19 protein-coding genes and 4 pseudogenes are annotated in these 18,753 nt (G+C 35.5%); 14 read left to right on the forward strand and 9 right to left on the reverse strand.

Annotated elements, in window-relative coordinates:
- Window positions 1-11 precede the first annotated feature (11 nt).
- A complete protein-coding gene (locus tag EZY12_10330) occupies window positions 12-686 on the reverse strand; it encodes a VWA domain-containing protein (GenBank protein QSX70618.1) in 675 nt (224 codons plus the stop codon).
- A 907-nt stretch (window positions 687-1,593) separates the two neighbouring features.
- Between EZY12_10330 and EZY12_10335 the strand changes: the two genes are divergently transcribed.
- Window positions 1,594-2,976 carry a response regulator gene (locus EZY12_10335; protein ID QSX69930.1) on the forward strand — a complete coding sequence of 461 codons (1,383 nt, stop codon included), beginning with the start codon at window positions 1,594-1,596 and terminating at the stop codon, window positions 2,974-2,976.
- 318 nt (window positions 2,977-3,294) lie between these two features.
- Here the strand turns inward: EZY12_10335 and EZY12_10340 are convergent, their stop codons facing one another.
- Complete coding sequence (locus EZY12_10340; protein QSX69931.1) at window positions 3,295-3,558, reverse strand: hypothetical protein; 264 nt, start codon at window positions 3,556-3,558, stop codon at window positions 3,295-3,297.
- 232 nt (window positions 3,559-3,790) lie between these two features.
- Window positions 3,791-5,416, reverse strand: coding sequence for a mechanosensitive ion channel family protein (locus EZY12_10345; protein ID QSX69932.1), 1,626 nt, complete (start codon window positions 5,414-5,416; stop codon window positions 3,791-3,793).
- Between the two features lie 330 nt (window positions 5,417-5,746).
- On the opposite strand from EZY12_10345, the gene EZY12_10350 reads away from it, so the two are divergent.
- Both EZY12_10350 and EZY12_10355 read left to right on the forward strand, forming a co-directional pair.
- Entirely contained in the window at window positions 5,747-7,021 is a 1,275-nt protein-coding gene (locus tag EZY12_10350) for an adenosylhomocysteinase (protein ID QSX69933.1), read from the forward strand.
- A 604-nt stretch (window positions 7,022-7,625) separates the two neighbouring features.
- A complete protein-coding gene (locus EZY12_10355; GenBank protein ID QSX69934.1) occupies window positions 7,626-7,955 on the forward strand; it encodes a XisI protein in 330 nt (109 codons plus the stop codon).
- A 359-nt stretch (window positions 7,956-8,314) separates the two neighbouring features.
- On the opposite strand, the gene EZY12_10360 is transcribed toward EZY12_10355, so the two are convergent.
- Together EZY12_10360 and EZY12_10365 are read right to left on the reverse strand one after the other, a co-directional pair.
- On the reverse strand, window positions 8,315-9,490 hold the full coding sequence (locus EZY12_10360; protein ID QSX69935.1) for an ISH3 family transposase: 1,176 nt from the start codon (window positions 9,488-9,490) through the stop codon (window positions 8,315-8,317).
- A 198-nt stretch (window positions 9,491-9,688) separates the two neighbouring features.
- On the reverse strand, window positions 9,689-11,509 hold the full coding sequence (locus EZY12_10365) for a hypothetical protein (protein QSX69936.1): 1,821 nt from the start codon (window positions 11,507-11,509) through the stop codon (window positions 9,689-9,691).
- Window positions 11,510-12,113: 604 nt separating this feature from the next.
- Here EZY12_10365 and EZY12_10370 point away from each other — a divergent pair.
- The 7 genes and pseudogenes from EZY12_10370 (at window position 12,114) to EZY12_10400 (ending at window position 14,228) form a co-directional block, all read left to right on the forward strand.
- Window positions 12,114-12,530 carry a XisH family protein gene (locus tag EZY12_10370; GenBank protein QSX69937.1) on the forward strand — a complete coding sequence of 139 codons (417 nt, stop codon included), beginning with the start codon at window positions 12,114-12,116 and terminating at the stop codon, window positions 12,528-12,530.
- On the forward strand, window positions 12,518-12,847 hold the full coding sequence (locus tag EZY12_10375; GenBank protein QSX69938.1) for a XisI protein: 330 nt from the start codon (window positions 12,518-12,520) through the stop codon (window positions 12,845-12,847). The genes EZY12_10370 and EZY12_10375 overlap by 13 nt, the downstream gene beginning before the upstream one ends.
- A gap of 356 nt (window positions 12,848-13,203) precedes the next feature.
- Entirely contained in the window at window positions 13,204-13,434 is a 231-nt protein-coding gene (locus EZY12_10380; protein QSX69939.1) for a type II toxin-antitoxin system HicA family toxin, read from the forward strand.
- Window positions 13,435-13,457: 23 nt separating this feature from the next.
- Window positions 13,458-13,680 (forward strand): annotated as a pseudogene (locus EZY12_10385) (type II toxin-antitoxin system HicB family antitoxin).
- Between the two features lie 12 nt (window positions 13,681-13,692).
- Window positions 13,693-13,770: pseudogene (locus EZY12_10390) on the forward strand (XisI protein).
- A 125-nt stretch (window positions 13,771-13,895) separates the two neighbouring features.
- Window positions 13,896-14,018: pseudogene (locus EZY12_10395) on the forward strand (type II toxin-antitoxin system Phd/YefM family antitoxin).
- A gap of 9 nt (window positions 14,019-14,027) precedes the next feature.
- A complete protein-coding gene (locus tag EZY12_10400) occupies window positions 14,028-14,228 on the forward strand; it encodes a XisI protein (GenBank protein ID QSX70619.1) in 201 nt (66 codons plus the stop codon).
- 47 nt (window positions 14,229-14,275) lie between these two features.
- On the opposite strand, the pseudogene EZY12_10405 reads toward EZY12_10400, so the two are convergent.
- Window positions 14,276-14,491, reverse strand: a pseudogene (locus tag EZY12_10405) (pyrroline-5-carboxylate reductase).
- Window positions 14,492-14,797: 306 nt separating this feature from the next.
- Window positions 14,798-15,094 (reverse strand): hypothetical protein, encoded by a 297-nt coding sequence (locus EZY12_10410; protein ID QSX69940.1) that lies wholly within the window; start codon window positions 15,092-15,094, stop codon window positions 14,798-14,800.
- A gap of 308 nt (window positions 15,095-15,402) precedes the next feature.
- On the opposite strand from EZY12_10410, the gene EZY12_10415 reads away from it, so the two are divergent.
- Complete coding sequence (locus tag EZY12_10415; protein QSX69941.1) at window positions 15,403-15,633, forward strand: hypothetical protein; 231 nt, start codon at window positions 15,403-15,405, stop codon at window positions 15,631-15,633.
- Entirely contained in the window at window positions 15,626-15,970 is a 345-nt protein-coding gene (locus EZY12_10420) for a type II toxin-antitoxin system PemK/MazF family toxin (protein ID QSX70620.1), read from the forward strand. The genes EZY12_10415 and EZY12_10420 overlap by 8 nt, the downstream gene beginning before the upstream one ends.
- A gap of 30 nt (window positions 15,971-16,000) precedes the next feature.
- Here the strand turns inward: EZY12_10420 and EZY12_10425 are convergent, their stop codons facing one another.
- A complete protein-coding gene (locus EZY12_10425) occupies window positions 16,001-16,234 on the reverse strand; it encodes a type II toxin-antitoxin system HicB family antitoxin (GenBank protein ID QSX69942.1) in 234 nt (77 codons plus the stop codon).
- Window positions 16,231-16,413 carry a type II toxin-antitoxin system HicA family toxin gene (locus tag EZY12_10430; protein QSX69943.1) on the reverse strand — a complete coding sequence of 61 codons (183 nt, stop codon included), beginning with the start codon at window positions 16,411-16,413 and terminating at the stop codon, window positions 16,231-16,233. The genes EZY12_10425 and EZY12_10430 overlap by 4 nt, the downstream gene beginning before the upstream one ends.
- A 184-nt stretch (window positions 16,414-16,597) precedes the next feature.
- On the opposite strand from EZY12_10430, the gene EZY12_10435 reads away from it, so the two are divergent.
- Both EZY12_10435 and EZY12_10440 read left to right on the forward strand, forming a co-directional pair.
- Window positions 16,598-17,419 carry a restriction endonuclease gene (locus EZY12_10435; protein ID QSX69944.1) on the forward strand — a complete coding sequence of 274 codons (822 nt, stop codon included), beginning with the start codon at window positions 16,598-16,600 and terminating at the stop codon, window positions 17,417-17,419.
- Window positions 17,416-18,735 (forward strand): DNA cytosine methyltransferase, encoded by a 1,320-nt coding sequence (locus EZY12_10440; protein ID QSX69945.1) that lies wholly within the window; start codon window positions 17,416-17,418, stop codon window positions 18,733-18,735. Before EZY12_10435 ends, EZY12_10440 begins: the two co-directional genes overlap by 4 nt.
- Window positions 18,736-18,753: the final 18 nt, after the last annotated feature.

The raw sequence follows: 18,753 nt of genomic DNA on the forward strand, positions 1-18,753 counted from the left end.
TGTAATTTTCATTAAACAGATCCCCAACCAATTGGTGGTAGTGCTACCTGTTCATCTAGCTGAGAATGAGATACGGCTGACATACTGGCAGACAGCCAAACAAACATCTCAATAAAGTTCAATCCTTTTAATTTCAGGGGACTACGCACAGCGATTTGACTTAATTGGCTCATATTCGCATTTTCTACGCCCACAGTAAAGAAAGCTACGCGCTTATTAGACTCATCTGCTTGCAGTCTTTGGGAAGCTTGTACCAATGTTGAATCAGTTTCACCTTGGGGTTCACCATCAGTAATCATGAACACCCAAGGACGGTAGTAAGCAATCCCATTAGTGCGATATTGGGATTTGCGCTCTTGAATAATATCTAATGCTTTATGAATTGCCGAACCCATAATTGTTAAACCCTGGGCTGTGAGAATGGGAGGGTTAAATTGATCGGCAGTGATAAAGTCCTGCACGACATTGACATTACTATCAAATGTAATAATTGCCACCTCTACCCTTCTGGATGCTAGGGAATTTTTGACTAGTTCATCCTTTAAACTTAGCAAACCTTGATTTAAAGCTTCGATTCGTTCCCCTTGCATTGAGCCAGAGGTATCTAGCAATAGCACGCATGGACAACGTGGTTCGGGATTTTCAGCAAATTCTACAACTTCGTCAAGATTAAATGTATCAATCATAACTTCTTGTGTTATGTTATAATTCAAAGTTTTATTTTCCTTTTACTCTAAAGTATATAGTTTCTGGCGTTAGTATGACTAAAATTATGGTATTTTGCGGGAGATACTTGAGTTTTTCCGTAAAGATATGGATTTGGGGTAAATTCACCAAATGTCTCTCCTACTCCTCATCACTACTTAGTCACTGGTAATTTATGAGGATATTTAATCTTACTTATAGCGGTTCTCCGTCGGATGAAATACAATCGAGGGCGGGGAAACCTCACCCCTACAGGGTTTGTAATTCGATGACTGTATCTCATCTAAGTGCATACCGCTATATTGTCAAGTGTCTGCCATAATTGAACTTTGCCAAAGTTAAAATGAGAGAAGTCAGGAGTTACTAAATTAGGAGTCATCGAGTCAAACAGCGTGAAGGCCTAGTTTTTTACCTAGATTCTCCAGTCTGTTGAGTTGCAATCTGATGCAATAATCAATATATACATTTACCTCCATAAATTTTTAAAGCTTTTATGTGGGATTTCCTCTGTCTTTAGGTAAATAAATTCATTATTGTTAAATCCAGAAAAAGGAGGAAGATTAGTCTGAAAATTGATGAATTTAAATCACCAAAAAAATCTCAGCATACTCAATAGTATCACTATATAGTTTATCAAGATGAAATAGCTATAAAATATGACAGGACGGAGATTTGTATCCAAACAACGGGTAAAAAATCAAGATAAAAAACTACAAAAACTGTTACATTCAAAGTCCAGGAGAATTTTCAGAAGCTGTTTTTCATTGATATTCATAATTTAATAACTTGTGATCATGACCATATTTCTCGATGATATCAAATTGCAGCCTGATATTTAATCTTTTCCAATACTATGTTGATGTATCCGCCAAAAAAAATTGTAAAAATATGAAAAATACTGGCACTTTTACCAAATTATCTCCCCCAGGTTTATTAAGACAATTAGGCAATTGTTATGAAACTACCTGTTTACAAGCATATAGCAACTCTGTATCTTGGTTGATATATATAAAACAAGGAAAAATTATCTATGCAACTCATTCAGTAGAACCCTTTGATAGATTAGAACGACAGATGCGTCGTCTCCATCAACAAATTCCTCTTGTAGATAATGAAGTGCGTGTACAAATGCGCTTAGTGTTTGAGCATGAAGATAACCATCATTTACCAAACCAATTTCCAGAATATGAAGCGATTAATTGGCTTGTCACAGAACAACATCTTCTTCCTGAGCAAGCAACATTACTTATTCAAGAATTAGTTAAAGAGGTAATTGAATCATTTATCCTCATCAAGACAGGCACTTATGAACTAACAGACCCACTGGAAAATTTCCCCATAATTTGTAAATTAGATGTTACTGATATTATGGAAAAATGTCAAAATCAGTTACAAAATTGGCGGTATCTTGGTAGATATATATCTTCTCCCTATCAGCGTCCCTATTTATTAGTTAGTAGCAAATTTCAGGATAAAAGATTACCACCCCTAAAAGATAATATCACCAATTGGATGAAGGGTTTTAGCTTGCGTCATCTAGCGATTATTATGAATCAGGATGAATTGCAATTAGCACTAAGTTTATACCCCTATATTGTCAAGGGTTCGATAGTATTACATGAGCCAGATCCTCCATTTGATAAATTGCCAAAAACCTGTGGCAGTTCATTGCTATTTTCTGAAGATAGCACAGAATTAATTAGAGGTAAATTATTGGTTCTGGATGTAGAACGAAGTAAAGATACTTCTACAGAAACTCCAATTATTTCTCAGCATAATGTAGCAGTTCAGCAATTAGTACCAGATATTGCTGAGTTACCTCCAGAGGATTTTTCACTCTTAGCTGTTGATAATAACATAGATGCCGATTCTCAAAAAGTCAAAGTAAATACCAAAACTACACAAAAGACTTACAAAATTATTTCTGTAGATGATAGTCCCACAATTCTCAAGGAAATCAGCCGTTATTTAGAAGATGAGAATTTTACTTTGGTGACTATTAATGAACCTGTGAAAGCAGTAATGTCAATTATTCGACATAAACCTGATCTGATTTTACTGGATTTAAATATGGCAGGAATTGATGGTTATGAACTATGTCGCATTATCCGCAATAATTCCCTGTTTAAAACTATTCCCATTATTTTTGTAACTAGCAATAAGGGGATTATAGATAAGGTGAAAGCTAGATTTGTCGGTGCTTCTGGATATCTAACTAAACCTTTTACTCGTGCTGAGTTGCTCAAAATGATTTTTATGCACTTAGCATAATTAACCTCGTTCCCAGTCAGAGACTGGGAACGAGAGAAAACGAGAGGAAGGAACTTATCGTTACCGAGTGATCCTATAAGTTTTTTAAATGGAAATTTCTACAAAATTGAGGAAGTTGATGTTTATTGAGAATAAGTAGCCTATATTCTCATATTTATTGAGAATACTATCAATAAGTTAACGGAAATACGTTTTTACAGGATTGATAAATCCCCTTGACTTTTTGTGCTATTATTAGAGGTAAAATCTGCCTGGGCTTTTTTGTTAATTATCGAAATTGATGGAGTTGGGTAACATAAGCGTCAACCCAATCTACTATTATGCTGCTTCGCGCAGTTGGGTGGGTACAGATGCTTCTGGAAACGGTAGAGAAAGTTGTTCTGGTGATGGTGTGGATGCTTCTTGTAATACTGTGACTTCAATATTTACACTGACTAAATAACTACCTGTTTCTGCTCCTACGGCTTCGGAAATTAATTTAGCTATATCTGGACGTTTTGCGGTAAGAGGATCACGGATAATACAACGATCCCATTCATGCTTGGCGGTGGGGTTAAGATTGAGAATATAATGCTTCATCATAGAAATAGCCCTTAAAATCCGTGTTCCAGAAGTCTTTTCAGTTTTGAAGACTATTTTGATAGTATAGTACAAATTTACTAATATGACAAGGGGATTATCAAAAATTGCCTCTGGGAAGAGAAGCTACTTTATAGATAAAAATACAAAAGCGCAAAGACGCTATATCAAACGCCTCTACGATTTTCTTTCCTAACGGGGAAAAAGGGTAATGTAATTAAAGAAACTTGAGAATTTAAGTGTCTGATGTTGCACTTGTGGAAAACTCGGACTGAGAATTTAATAACTGCACTTCATTAATCCAATTCGCTTGTTGGGGTACAGGAATATAAATTCCGGCTGCGTCTAAGGTGATTTTCAGCCGCCGACGATATTCTCGCGCTACAGCCCATTGCTTGAGAGGCTGGGTTTTAATCCAAACGCGAATCATCAAACCGCGATCGCTAAAATGTTCTACTCCCAAAACATTAGGTTTTTCGAGAATTTGATGTTGCCATTCGGGATCTTGACTCATCTCCAAACCCACATCTTTAATTATCTCCAAAGCCTCATCTATGTTCGCTTGATAAGAAACGGGAATACTTAAATCAGCGCGTGACCAACGACTGGAAAGATTAGCAACAATCTTGACTTCACTATTGGGAATGGTAATTAAGCGTCCTTCCGAATCTCGAACTTGAGTCATTCGCAGATTCAACTTTTCCACCAAACCGCCTACAGTGCCGACGGTAATCATATCACCGAGGGCATATTGGTCTTCAAAAATAATCAGAAAGCCGTTAATTGCGTCTTTGATTAAGTTTTGGGAAGCGAGGGATATAGCTACACCGACTAAACCAGCACCAGCTAACAGGGGAACGATATCTATACCCAAAGATATCAAAGCCAGTAAACTACCTGCACCTACAAAAATAATGGTAGTGATACTTTTGGTTACGCCGGAAAATGTGGATATTCTCAACTGCAAGCGTTCGGATGTTTCTGGGGTGAATAAAGCACCACCACTAACTATTGTTGAGGTGAAATGATCTATTAAGGCATAGGTAAACCGCACAGCGACATAAGTTCCCACAGCTACAATCGTTAACTTGATGGGAATTTGGGCAATGGTAATAATCCCAATTTGCCAGGCTCGTGTGTAGGGAAATAGTCCTAAAATAATTAAACTACCGCTGCCCCAAATCCCTGCTTGGGCTATTTGAAATAGTCTGGTTTTGACTTCTTGAAGATGCTGCTGTTGTTGTTGATTTAATAATTTGGTAATTGGTTGAGCATCTGTGACAGTGGACGGAATAGCATCAGCTATATTTTTGCTTAAACGCTTTTGCCAACGTCTGACACCCCAACTGATGATGATCATTGCCAGTGTGCCGACGGCAGCTATTTCACCTTGCTGAACTAAAAACCGAGTTTGTCGTTCTTGCTTGGCTTGTTGTAGCTGTTTTTGCAACCCATCACTAATTTGATTTGCTAATGTTAACGGGTTTTCCTGTCCAGTATCTTCATAGGTGATGGTCATCAGGTACTGGTCATTAACATAAATGGTCGGTAATCTTTTGACTATACGGGTCTGGATTTTAACTTCTATTGCAGATGTCTGTAAATAGTTGTGGGTAATTTCCTGTAAGTTCTGTTGAATATTTTGAAACCGTTCGGGAAAATTGGTTTTTGTAGCGGTGATGGGAAATAAAGGACGACCATCTAAAGAAATCCAGCCAGTCACCATTTTATCATCTACCTTATTGGTCAAACTACTAGGAGTTGGCAGGAAAGGTAAAGGAGAAAACTGGGCTGTGGCTTTGCTGGCAGAACCAATGGTAATTACCATTGTCCCTGCTACTGCTAAAAATCGAAGTATCACTAAAACACCTCCTTGTGTCAATGAGGGAATAGGGGGGAAGAAGCAAGGGGGCAGGGGGAGAATAAATTTTTATTTTCTATTCCCTTTCCTCAATTACCCATCACCAATTACCTATTCCCTGTGGTGTTGCTATATTCTTACCAGAGAATGATGAAAAAGCCAAAAGCCATATAGGGTATTGTTCTTGCTTATATCAAAGGTGAAGCTAGTTGAAATAACTATGAACTATGCAAACAGGTATTTACGAGAAAATATGGCTAGTTGTCAAAAAATATTGTTAAAGTACGTAAAGGTTTATAAACCTGTTTCATTTTTTAGAGGATAATTTTCATGACTGCAACTACTCCCAGATTAAAGCACGAGGTTAAAGACCTCGGACTCGCTCCCTTGGGAAGACAACGTATTGAATGGGCTGGACGGGAAATGCCCGTATTGAAGCAAATCTGCGATCGCTTTGAGAAAGAAAAGCCCTTTGCTGGATTACGCATTTCAGCTTGCGCCCACGTGACCACAGAAACTGCACATTTAGCGATCGCCCTCAAAGCCGGTGGTGCTGATGCGGTTTTAATTGCTAGTAACCCTTTATCAACTCAAGATGACGTAGCTGCGAGTCTTGTAGCTGATCATGAAATTTCTGTATTTGCTCAAAAAGGCGAAGATGCGGCCACTTATAACCGCCACGTGCAAATCGCTTTAGATCATCGCCCCAACATCATTGTTGATGACGGTAGCGACGTGGTAGCAGAATTAGTTCAACACCGTAAACATCAAATTGCTGATTTGATTGGTAGCACCGAAGAAACTACAACTGGCATTGTGCGTTTACGCGCCATGTTTAATGAAGGCGTTCTTACCTTCCCCGCAGTTAACGTTAATGACGCAGACACCAAGCATTTCTTTGATAACCGCTATGGTACTGGTCAATCTACCTTAGATGGCATTATCCGCGCTACAAATATTTTGTTAGCTGGTAAGAGTATTGTAGTAGTCGGTTACGGCTGGTGTGGTAAGGGTACAGCCCTCCGCGCTCGTGGTATGGGTGCAAATGTCATCGTTACCGAAATTGACCCCATCAAGGCTATTGAAGCCGTCATGGATGGTTTCCGTGTCCTGCCAATGGCGGAAGCTGCATCCCAAGGTGATATCTTTATCACTGTGACTGGTAACAAGCACGTCGTTCGGGGTGAACACTTCGATGTAATGAGAGACGGGGCAATTGTTTGTAACTCTGGTCACTTTGATTTGGAACTTGATTTGAAATACTTGGCTGCTAATGCTAAGGAAATCAAGGATGTCCGTCCTTTCACCCAAGAGTATAAGTTGAGAAATGGTAAGTCCGTTGTTGTTCTCGGACAAGGACGTTTGATTAATTTGGCTGCTGCTGAAGGACACCCCAGCGCAGTTATGGATATGAGTTTTGCTAACCAAGCTTTGGCTGTTGAATACCTGGTGAAGAATAAGGGTAATTTAGCTGCTGGTTTGCACTCTATTCCTGTTGAGGTTGATCAAGAAATTGCTCGCTTGAAGTTACAAGCTATGGGCATTTTCATTGATACTTTGACCGCAGATCAAGTTGAGTATATCAATTCTTGGATGTCTGAATAGTTGATCTTTTAGTTGATTTTTTGAGGGATAGGCGTTTTGCTTATCCCTTTTTTTTCTCTCGCAGAGGCGCAGAGGCGCAGAGGCGCAGAGAGCGCAGAGAGAGGATAGAATGAGAATTGGTTTGTTTAGATTACAAATCTTTTTTGTCTGAATCAGGATGCTCAGGATTAGAAGATTTACAGGATTTTGTATGAATATTTATCTGGGGATATTTCCGATTTTAAAGATGAGTTTTCTCTTCATCCTGTACATCCTTAATTGTCTGAATCAGGATACCCAGGATTAGAGGATTTACAGGATTTTGTATGAATATTTATCTGTTAATATTTTGGGTTTTAAAGATGAGTTTTCTCTTCATCCTGTACATCCTTAAATCCTGGAAATCCTGATTCAGACAGGAGATTGTTTTATCCTATCTTCCGCACCCTCAACTGTCACAATCGGTTTTTACTGTTTTTTATGATGAAATGAGGATGTATTATATACCGAATCTCAATGAATTAACGGATACATGATGCCGACAAGGCATAATTTATATCCAAAAATCAAGAGAAAATCAAGTGATAATACTATGTGACACCCCAGGGTGCGGAATGTGGGTTTTATGGAAGGAATGAATTATCCTGAATTGGTAAAAACTGTATTAGCAAGACATACAGAAAATCATGCTTCCAACGGAACAGAAAAGGAGTTAATTTTTGATTGTGAAAGAAATAGTTATTTAGTAGTTCATGTAGGATGGGAAAATAATGAAAGGGCTTATGGGACAATTATTCATGTAGATATTAGAGATGGAAAAATTTGGATTCAGAGAGATTTTACAAAGGAAGGGGTAGCTAGTGAGTTGGTAGATTTGGGAGTACCAAAAACGGATATTGTTTTAGGTTTTAAGCCACTTTATATGAGACAGTTTACTGATTTTGCGGTGGGTTAGGATTTAAGGATATAACCTATCTATACCTCATCAAACTATTTAGTGTTCCTATCATACCGCGAAGATGTTTGATTTTGCATTGTTCTTCATACAGAAGGTATTTTAAAAAATCAATAATATCAATATCAATACCTATAGAAATTCTTGATCTAAACGAGCTTGTGTATATATAAATATATTCGTCATAAAAATAATCATGTATCTTATTAATATACTCAGTAAACCAAAAAGTTTTTTCCTGAAGGGAGATCGCCAAATACTGTGTAGTATAAAATACTTTTTTATTCCCGATACTCTAATCAGCAGACATAGTATAGATAATAATTACTTATGATTAGCTGGTTAATAATTTCTTGACGCTAACCGGATGGAATATAAATGCTTTCAACGACTTGATATTTCTTCTGTAGGGCTTGAGATAAAAAGGCTAACATCTGTTTGAGTGTAAAAAGTGTGCGATAAATTAATCTACTACCTTTCCTTTTACGACTGATTTTGAGCCATAGTAGATTCACCCAGATGTTAATTAGAAGAAAGGATATTCCAATGAATAGTAATCTCAAGACTGGATTTTTGTTATTCGTCTTAATTCGACAAATATTTTTCAGACGATAACTGGTTTCAATGCCAAATCTTTTTCGATAATCTTGATAGATATAATTTAAATTTGTTTTGACCTTATAAGCAACATAAACAAAGTATTGAACCCCATGCTTTTTATGCTTTCCCTTTCTATATTTACAGACGATCCATAAATCAAATGTGACAAAATCATCTTTGTCTCTTGTAATAGTATAGGTAGTTTTATAACTTTTTTTACCCTTGAGGAATTGTTTGATTCCTCCTTTTTTTCCAGTCTTGATAGCAGGCATAAGAAAGGGAATATCTAATGCCTGTAACCATCTAATTACAGGAGTATTAAAAAATCCCCTATCCAAATAGAGTTTTTTTACATTTATTTTTAGGGATTCAAGTTCTGCTAATAAATAAGTAATTAAAGCCACACTAGTATCTAATTGGCGAACACCTCTTATTGCTAGAGTTACACGCTTATTATTACTAATAACATATAAAGTGGCATAGGCATAAAATGAATTAGTACCAGATTTAGCTTCACTTCGATATATGTAGGGTAATTCTGACGATGTTGGTTGACCATAATAACAAATTAAATTTAAATCAATCGCTATTTTCAAACACCCTTTTTTTAATCCTAAAGGAATTCGACTTTTTAATGCTTGATTTATTTGCGCTTCTAATTCCTCAAAATTGTTAATTTTATTGAGATGATATCTAATATCATTAGCTGTCGGAATATTTTTTAACAATTTAGCTGTGTTTTCAATACTGTCTCCAGTGCTGGCTGCTTTAACCAGAATCTCGAATAAAGTTTGTTGGTCACAGGCTCCTTGCGTTTCAATCGAAAAATTTTCTACTAAACACTGAATAACCTCATCAAGAGTTTCTGAGTCGGTTAAAACGAGTTCTTCTGTAGACTCGCCCCGCGTGGCTTTTGTTAGAGATGAAACAGTCAATTTTTTCAGCCAATATGCTACACACTACTTTCATCATTTCATATTTTGATCCAGTGCAAATTATGATAACTATTTCTTATATATTTGGTATTCTATAGTACATGAGTATCTGTCGTATTTTGTTAGTGATGCCTGCTGCGTCTGTAGCAATAGCGTCAGCACTCCGTAAAAATCACTCTTTGGGAAAAACTTTTTGGTTTACTGATACTGTTCTAGCTCCTTTAAAGACTGATTTTCCAAAAGAAGACTTATATAAGATTTCAAATTCCTAATACAATTATCTTTCTCATTAATTTGTTTTTGTAACTTCTCTAATTCGTTGATATCAGGAGTATCTGAATAGGGTTCTAACTTCTCTAAATAATAATTTTCTAAATCTTCTGCATATTGTTCTAAATCTTCCACATACTTTTCTAAATTTTCTAGATCCTGTTCTAATTCTTCTAGATACTGCTCTAATTCTTCTATAATGTTTGGTTTTGGCATTATCTCTATTATCTCTTCTAATTCACTAATTTCTGATTCTCTATCTATTAACCTATCATTTAAAAATAAAATATCCTGCTGTAATTTACTAACTTCTGATTCTTTATCTCTTAACTTCTGAATTAAAAAAGACTTTTCTCCTTCCAACTCTTTAACACGGTTATCCAGATAATTTTTCTCTCTTGTAACTACTTCTTTCTCTCTTGTAACTACTTCTAGTTGGTATTCTTTCTCATTAAAATTACTTGTTAATTTATTGAAATCCTCTGTTAATTGACTGAAATCCTCTGCCAATTCATCAAAACTTTCTGCTAATGAATTGAGACGTTCAAGAATTTCAGATTTTTCAGATTCCAATTTTTTAATCACAGTATCTTTTTGAGCAATTAAAACGCTACTACCACTAGTCTTCAATACACTTAATTCCCATTCAACGTCTCTTAAATTTCTAGTTAAAGAGTCTCTTTCCTTTTCTAATTCTTGAATACGATTATCACTATCTTCTATAGTTGTTTTTAACTGTGATTCTTTTTCAGTAAGTTGTATTTCTAACTGATTAATTTTTTGAAGATTTTGATTTTTTTCAAATTCTAATTTCTTAATCTCATTATCTTTTTGAGCAATCTGAGATTCTAACCTTTCTATATCACTATCTATAGGTTTATCATTTAAAACTTTAATTTCCTCTTCTAATTGTTGAACAAGACTATTCAAAATCATTTTCTCTTGTGTCAGTGATTCACAATTAGATTTTTCAGTAATAACAATCGCTTCTAATGACGATATCTTTTGTAAATTCTCACCTTTTTCGATTTCTAAATGTTGAATGAAACCATCCTTTTGAATTATTAAAGATTGAACCTTATTTAATTCACTTTGAATATTCTGTAACTCAATATTATGATCATGTTTAGATTGTAACTCATTAATTTGTGATTCTAAAACTCTCAACTTCTGCGTTAAGGAATTAATATCACCATCTTTTGTAGTGATTATAGACTTGAGAATTTCTTGAGATTGATTAAAGTTATTTTTCTCTTGAGTAAGAAATTTATTTTCTTGTTTAAGAACTTCATTTTCTCGGTTAAAAGCTTGAATTTTTATCAATGCTTCATTTCGCTCATTCATTAACAACTGAGTTTTTTCCAAAACTAAATCCCATGTTTTGTCTTCTAAATTTTCCTTATAAACAATACCACCTAATTTTTGAATAAATGATTTTTGGTTTGTTTCTAAGTCTTGATTTCTTTGATTAAAGATAGTATTTTGTATCTGTAATTTATTAGTCAGTTCTAATATTGTTTGATATTCCTGATGTAAAATAGTAATTTGTTGTTCAAATTTCTCAATCTTCTGTTTTAAAGATTCATTGTCACCAGTCAATTTTTCAAATTTTGTATTCAACTGCTGAGATTGAGAAAATATATCTAAAAAAACTTTAATAATTAAATTATATTTAACTGCATTCCGAAAACCTTGCGTGTCAATGTTCTGTTGCTGGTTGTTATCCTTTGTAAATAAAAGATAGCTCATAATTAAGATTATGGCTATCAAAATGGTAATGATATATATCATAGAAATACCTCTTTAATCACTAATTGAGTAAAGTTAGCTTATTCAACCTTGTTTACTTGTATATCATATATTATGATACTTGTATTACTTTGCGTCTTTGCTCCTTTGCGACTTTGCGCGAAACAAAAAATATTTAAACACCCAGCGAATATAATTCGCGTCTACACAGACTAAACCCGCCTTCGCGGGTTCAAAAATCTTGTTTTTAGGGACTTCCAAATAAAAAAATGTCCCAAAACTGACGCAAAAATTCTCTCTCTGTGTTCTCTGTGCCTCTGTGGTTCATTTATTGGGATAATTTATTTCTTGGAAGTCCCTTAGTCCACGAAGGTGGACTTCGTTTGTATAGCCGCGATTTCTAATCGCCAGGGCTGTTTGTAAATTCCCAAATTAATACACCATCATGTATTGTAGCATTGTAGATTACGTTAGTATAAAATAAGTAACGCACCATTATCAAGATTTTGGTGCGTTACGCGATCGCTAACATACCCTACGTATCTTTCCAAGAATCAAACCGGATTCCTATATAATGGGATGGAGGGTGTTATTGTAAGTTTTTATGTCAGCGAAAGATTTTTTTCATAATGCAGTCAGGTTAGCTTTAGAAAAAGATGGTTGGTTAATTACTAATGATCCTTTATCATTTACAGTAGATGGTCTTGACTTTAGAATTGATTTAGGAGCAGAAAGACTTTTAGGAGCAGAAAAAGAAGGTCAAAAAATAGCAGTTGAGGTAAAATCTTTTTTAGGACAATCTGAAGTTACTGAATTTCATACAGCTTTAGGACAAACACTTAATTATCGTACTGTTTTAAGAAAAAAAGAACCCAACCGTATCTTATATTTAGCAATTGGTAATGACATATACAAAGAGTTTTTTCTAATTCCGTTTATTCAAGAAATAATTGCTGAACATAAATTAAAATTATTGATTTTTGAAATTATTAAACAGGAGATTGTTTTATGGAAAGAATGAATTATCCTGAATTAGTAAAAACCGTGTTAGCAAGACATACCGAAAATCATAGATCAGAAGGAACAGAAAAGGAGTTAATTTTTGATTGTGAAAGAAATAGTTATTTAGTAGTTCATGTAGGATGGCACAATAACGAAAGGGCTTATGGTACAGTTATTCATGTAGATATTATCAATGAAAAAATCTGGATTCAGAGAGATTTAACTGAAGAAGGTGTAGCTAGTGAGTTGGTAGAATTAAGAGTACCAAAAACCGATATAGTTTTAGGTTTTAAATCTCCTTTTGTGAGGGAATTTACTGGTTTTGCAGTGGGTTAGTTGTAGGTTGGGTTGAGAAACGAAACCCAATATTTTTATAATTTGATTGCGTTGGGTTGCGATGCAGCTTAACCCAACTTACAAATATAATACAGAGCCATTACTTAAAAAATAAGGTATTATCTAAGATAAAATATCACTTTAAATTTTTATGTCAGCAAAAGATATATTTCACAATACAGTTAAAATAGCTTTAGTCAAGTTATGTAGGTTGGGTTGAGGAACGAAACCCAACATCTTGATAATGTTATTGCGTTGGGTTGCGATGCAGCTTAACCCAACCTACGAATTATTACTAGGTAAAGAATAATGATAGTAGGATAAAACTTGATGTGAAACAATGATAAAATAAGGTAATGTCAAAAAAGCGTAAGTTACTAGAGAAAGTCCTTTCTGGCTCTAGAAATATTCAATTTGATGATTTAGTGACTTTAGTTGAAGCCTTTTGTTTTTCGTTATCACGTATCAACGGTAATCATCACATTTTTACTCATCCAACTATCCCTGAACTTATTAACTTACAAAATCGCAATGGTAAAGCTATTCCTTATCAGGTTCGTCAATTTTTGATTTTGATTGAAGCATAAGCACTCACTTTGGAGGATGAGCAATGAAGCAGTATCACATTAATATTTTCTACAGTAAAGAAGATGAAGGTTATATTGCTGATATTCCTGATTTAAAATATTGTTCAGGATTTGGTTTAACTGAAGAAGAAGCACTACAAGAAGTTTTGAAAGCTAAAGCTGCTTGGTTAGAAGCTGCGGAAATAGAAGGTAAACCGATTCCACCAAGCAAGATATAAACCTGTAATTTATCAGATAGCTTCATAACTTTATAGTCTTATGGAAACCTTAGATTATCGAGAAATAGTAAAAGATATTATCTCTAAATATGAAAAAGACCAAGCAGAGGAAGATTTACTAAGTGTTTTCGATAGAATTGGTGAAAATGCTCAAGCTAAAGGACTTACAGAAGAAATATTGGAACAATTATTATCTGATGAATCATAAATTAATTATCATTGACATTGCTACAAAATCATCTCATGCTAACCGTAACCATTGATGAAATCCAGAAAAACTTCACCAGCTATCTTCACCAAGTAGCAGCAGGAGAAACTATTATTATCATCGAATCAGGTAAAGCAATTGCAGAAATTAAACCAGTTCCCAATGTTATGGAAAAATTAGATTACCCTGAATTAGTACAACAAGTGTTAGGAACACATACAGACGGTCATTGCTCTGAAGGAACAGAAATCGAGTTAATATTTGATATTCAAAGAAATCGCTATCTAGTAGTTCATATAGGTTGGGAAGGTGAAAATAGAACTTCAATATTCTTAATTCTAAACATCTATCCCTTTCAAGGTGAATAAAAACTTGAGTGAAAAAAAGATTTTCGAGTCACCTTGAAAAGTTATTATCACCCTTTCCCCAATTCCTGAGCGCGTTCTTTCGAGGCTTTGACAGCTTCGATGATAGCGGAACGAAAACCGGCTTTTTCTAAGGCGCTGACACCGGCAATGGTTGTCCCTCCAGGACTGGTAACTCTGTCTTTAAGTTCGGCTGGGTGGATTTTTGTTTCTTGTAATAGTGTAGCTGTGCCTAATACTGTTTGGATAGCTAGTTGTTGAGCGATTTCTAGGTCGCGCTTCGCTATCGCTTTTCTAGGCTAAGTGAATGAAATTGAGGACAGCGATTCCTAGGTCGCGCTTCGCTATCGCACTATATTTTAGGGTACGTTAATGAAATGATTAAATAAAGCTATGATATAGAGACAAATCTTTGATTTCTTTCCTTCCTGCTTGTGTATGGAGATATTAAGATGACCATACAGTTCAGAGAAAAAGCTTTGATGGCTTATGAAACCATGCCATCAAGTCAGAAAAATAGGGTTTCTAAAGTAATAAAGCAGCTAGATGTCGATAAATCACAGAGACCCTATTTAATGAACCACGAAGACGCGTTCGCGGAGCGTCTCGATAGCTTGCGTGGCGACCCAGGAGCCATAGAGATAGAGCGCGAAGGAAGAAGGCAATGCTGACCAAACTGATAGCATAGTTTTTTTGGATTCTAAAACAATTATCCATAGGCAATCGCGCAATACCAGTACATCTATTCGACTCTGTAGAGTTTCTTCGCTATCAGCTACTGTTATTTGCACAGATTCTTCAGCTTTGATGAGAAAAGGTGGATCATCTAAACCTGCAACGGTCAGCAATGGAGAAACAAGTAATAGCATCACTGTACTTTCTAACAAATGTCCGTTAGAACGGTGATAAATATAACGCTGCCATAAAATTTCTAGGTTGGTGCGGTCATTGGGATTAATCTCAGGTAATTGATTATGCCATTCTGTAAAAAAAATCCTCAGATTTACTTCGGGTTAGTCCAAATCGTGTTTCTGCTTCAGAGATAGTGGTGATAGTTTCAGTAACGGCTAATCCTTGCATAGTATATTTATTTATGTTTGACTCGTTGTGTTTATATCGTAATTGCAACTTTTTCAACTACGATAGAATAATTTCAGCTATCCCAGTATGAAAAATTATGATTAACCCTCAAATTTTGGAAGCAATCAAGGAAATGCCTAATGTCGAAAGACTAGAGATGATTGAATTTGCATTACAACTCATCCGTGAAGAAATACAGAAACCCAAAAAACTGAGCTTAACTGCTGCTGCTGAAATTATGCGTTCCTACTATGAAGAAGGAAGCAGATTGACAGAGTTTGTTGATAGTTGTGATGAAAATTTTTATGAATATCATGATTATGCGTAGAGGTCAAATTTGGCTGTATAATGCCGATCCCACAGTAGGTGATGAAATTAGTAAAATTCGACCTTGTGTAATAGTTAGTAATGATGATTTAGGTATTTTACGCTTGAAGGTTGTTGTACCAATTACAGGATGGAATGAAGTCTTTGTACAAATACCCTGGATGATACAGATTGAACCAACACAAGAGAATAATTTAAGCAAGTCATCCGCAGTAGATACTTTTCAAGTGCGTTCAGTTTCTCAACAACGACTAATCAAGCAAGTTGGAACAGTTTCCGATGAAATAATCAAAGAAATTACTAATGCTTTAGCTATGGTTTTGAATATTAACGGTTAGTATAATACTATACTCTTAGTCACTGCAACTTTATTTACCAACTTGGGTAAAAGGTTCGGGTATGGGTTGTCCATCTTCTTTCAATACTTCTAGATACAGTGCGATGCCTTCGGCGAGCGTAGCTATCGCTTCTTTAATATTTTCCTGTACTTCTGCCAAAGTGTCACCAATACTGACACAACCAGGTAAGTCAGGAACATAAGCGCCCCAGTTTGTCTGTCCACGTTCATAGATGACTGTGTACTCAATCATTTTTTCGTTCATAATTTTGCTTGATTCCAAATTGATGAGAGTGTACCGACTGGAATGTCATCACTTGGTTTTCCAGGTACAACTACGATACCTGATTTACTTTGATGTTTGAGGATACGATGACTACCTCTGGTGCGATCTATATACCAACCATCTGCTTCCAGGATTTTGAGAACTTCTCTAACCTTCATAATTTACAAGCAGACTATTTGCCATCATAACTTGATTAGTGATTTACTATGTTGAGAGGAAAAGCACAAATCGTAGCCTGATTTACTATTTTAAAGACAATCAATCATTTTGTGTTTAATTATACAGTTATATCTTAAACATTAATTTTTGCTTATTCTTTGGTCAAGAGCTAAAATGCTTGTCATGCAAGCTCAATCAAATATTATTTCGGACTATGGTGGTGAACCCATTCAAAGACTGGGAAAAAGTTTCACAGATATTTTTACTAAAAGAGATAAGACGGGTAAACCAGTCATGGATTATGTCTGGAGAGGAACAAATTACCAGTATGTCTTTGAGTCAATGCCCGTTAAAGGCTTAGGTAATGAAAAACTTGATATTGATGGAAATGGGTTGCAATCAGATAAACCTTTTGATAGTCTTAAACGTGACATGACGATGATTTTGCTTTATGCCAGCACTTCTGATGTATCCGAACAAGCTGGCTTAGAAGTCTGTCTTCTTGGCTCTTTGCTTGGTGATGAAGCTAGTTTAGAACGTCATATAAAGCAAAGATATATTGTTATTAGTAGAATAACAGGTGGTGCAAATGCAAATTCTTTAGGGCAATTAGCACAACGTTATATTGTCAAGTACCTGAAAGAAAAATTGGGAAATGAATTCAATATTACCAGTAATGGATCAATTATATTGCATGGTTATGGTAAAACCACTGGAATGCCTTTTGATGTAGTTGTCACAAAAGGAGGCAAAAGTGTTGGAATTGAAGTTAGTTTTCAAGTAACAACCAACAGCACAATAGAAAGAAAAGCAGGACAAGCAGCCGAAAGACAAGCTCTGATCAACGCTGCTGGTCACAAAATAGCCTATGTTATTGATGGGGCTGGAAATTTCCAACGCTCTGCTGCTATCTCTACAATTTGCAAGCATAGCCATTGTACAGTTGCCTATTCTGATAGTGAGTTTGATATTTTAGCTGATTTTTTGCGTGAGAGTTTGCCATGATTCGTTTTATTGATCTTTTTGCAGGTATTGGTGGAATGCGCCTCGGTTTTCAGCAAGCGTGTGATGTTTTGGGCATAGAATCTCAATGTGTACTTAGCTCTGAAATTGATAAAAAAGCTATTGAAACATATATACTAAACTTTGATGATCAACCTACTGGAGACATCCGAGAAATTGATCTAATACCTGAATTTGATTTTATGCTTGCTGGTTTTCCCTGCCAATCTTTTTCCTACGCGGGTAAACAACAAGGCTTTGGAGATACCAGAGGGACGCTGTTTTTTGAAATTGAAAGACTACTAAAAATTCATAAGCCACAAAGTTTTATGCTTGAAAATGTCCGTGGTTTAACAACACATGATCAGGGTAGAACCTTTAAAACAATTATTCATGCTTTGGAACAACTTGGTTACGGTGTTCATTATCTTTTACTCAACAGTAGTAACTTTGGTGTACCACAAAATCGTGTTCGTATATACATATTAGGGCTACTTGGTAAAAAGCCAGTAATTACACTTATGTCAGATAAAGGTGCTACTGACTCTCATACTTTTAAACAACAGCAATATCAGCTAAGTCTTTTTGATCAAACTGATTCAGTTATCAAGGTTAAACATATTCTGGAAAAAAAATGTTCTGAAAATTATTATCTCTCAAAACAATTTGAACAGCAACTTTTTGATGCTGTAGATGGTCAATTTGAAAAGCTTCATGGTGTTCGGCTTATTGACTTTCGTGGAGGCAATTCTATCCATTCTTGGCATTTAGGGATTAAAGGCAAGTGTACAAAGGATGAGCGTGATTTTATGGATGCCTTAATATCCCATAGAAGGCATAAAGAATTTGGTGATCACCAAGATGGTAAAAGCTTAACTCTAGAACAAATTAAGACATTTTTTGATCATGAAAATATCGAAAATATTATTAATTCACTCATTGAAAAAAAATATCTTAAGGAAATGAATGGAAGATATAATCCTGTGAGTGGAAATATGTCTTTTGAAGTTTTTAAGTTTCTCGATCCTGAGAGTATTTCCATAACCCTGACATCATCAGATGCGAATAAGTTGGGTGTAGTCCAAAATGGGCGACCCAGAAGAATAACGCCTCGTGAATGTGCAAGATTACAAGGCTTTCCAGAGTCTTATATTCTTCATTCAGATGATAGTGCAACGTATAAACAGTTTGGTAATGCTGTAAGTGTGCCTGTAATTCAAGCAATTTTAGAGGACTTCATAGCAAATAATAGTCTCACAAAAGTAACTTTCTATTCTCCTGTGATAGCTCCGCTCGCGGAAGGCAACACATCCAGGTAAATCTGGAATGTATGCAGA

The sequence above is a fragment of the Dolichospermum sp. DET69 genome (genome assembly GCA_017355425.1).
Lineage (GTDB): Bacteria > Cyanobacteriota > Cyanobacteriia > Cyanobacteriales > Nostocaceae > Dolichospermum.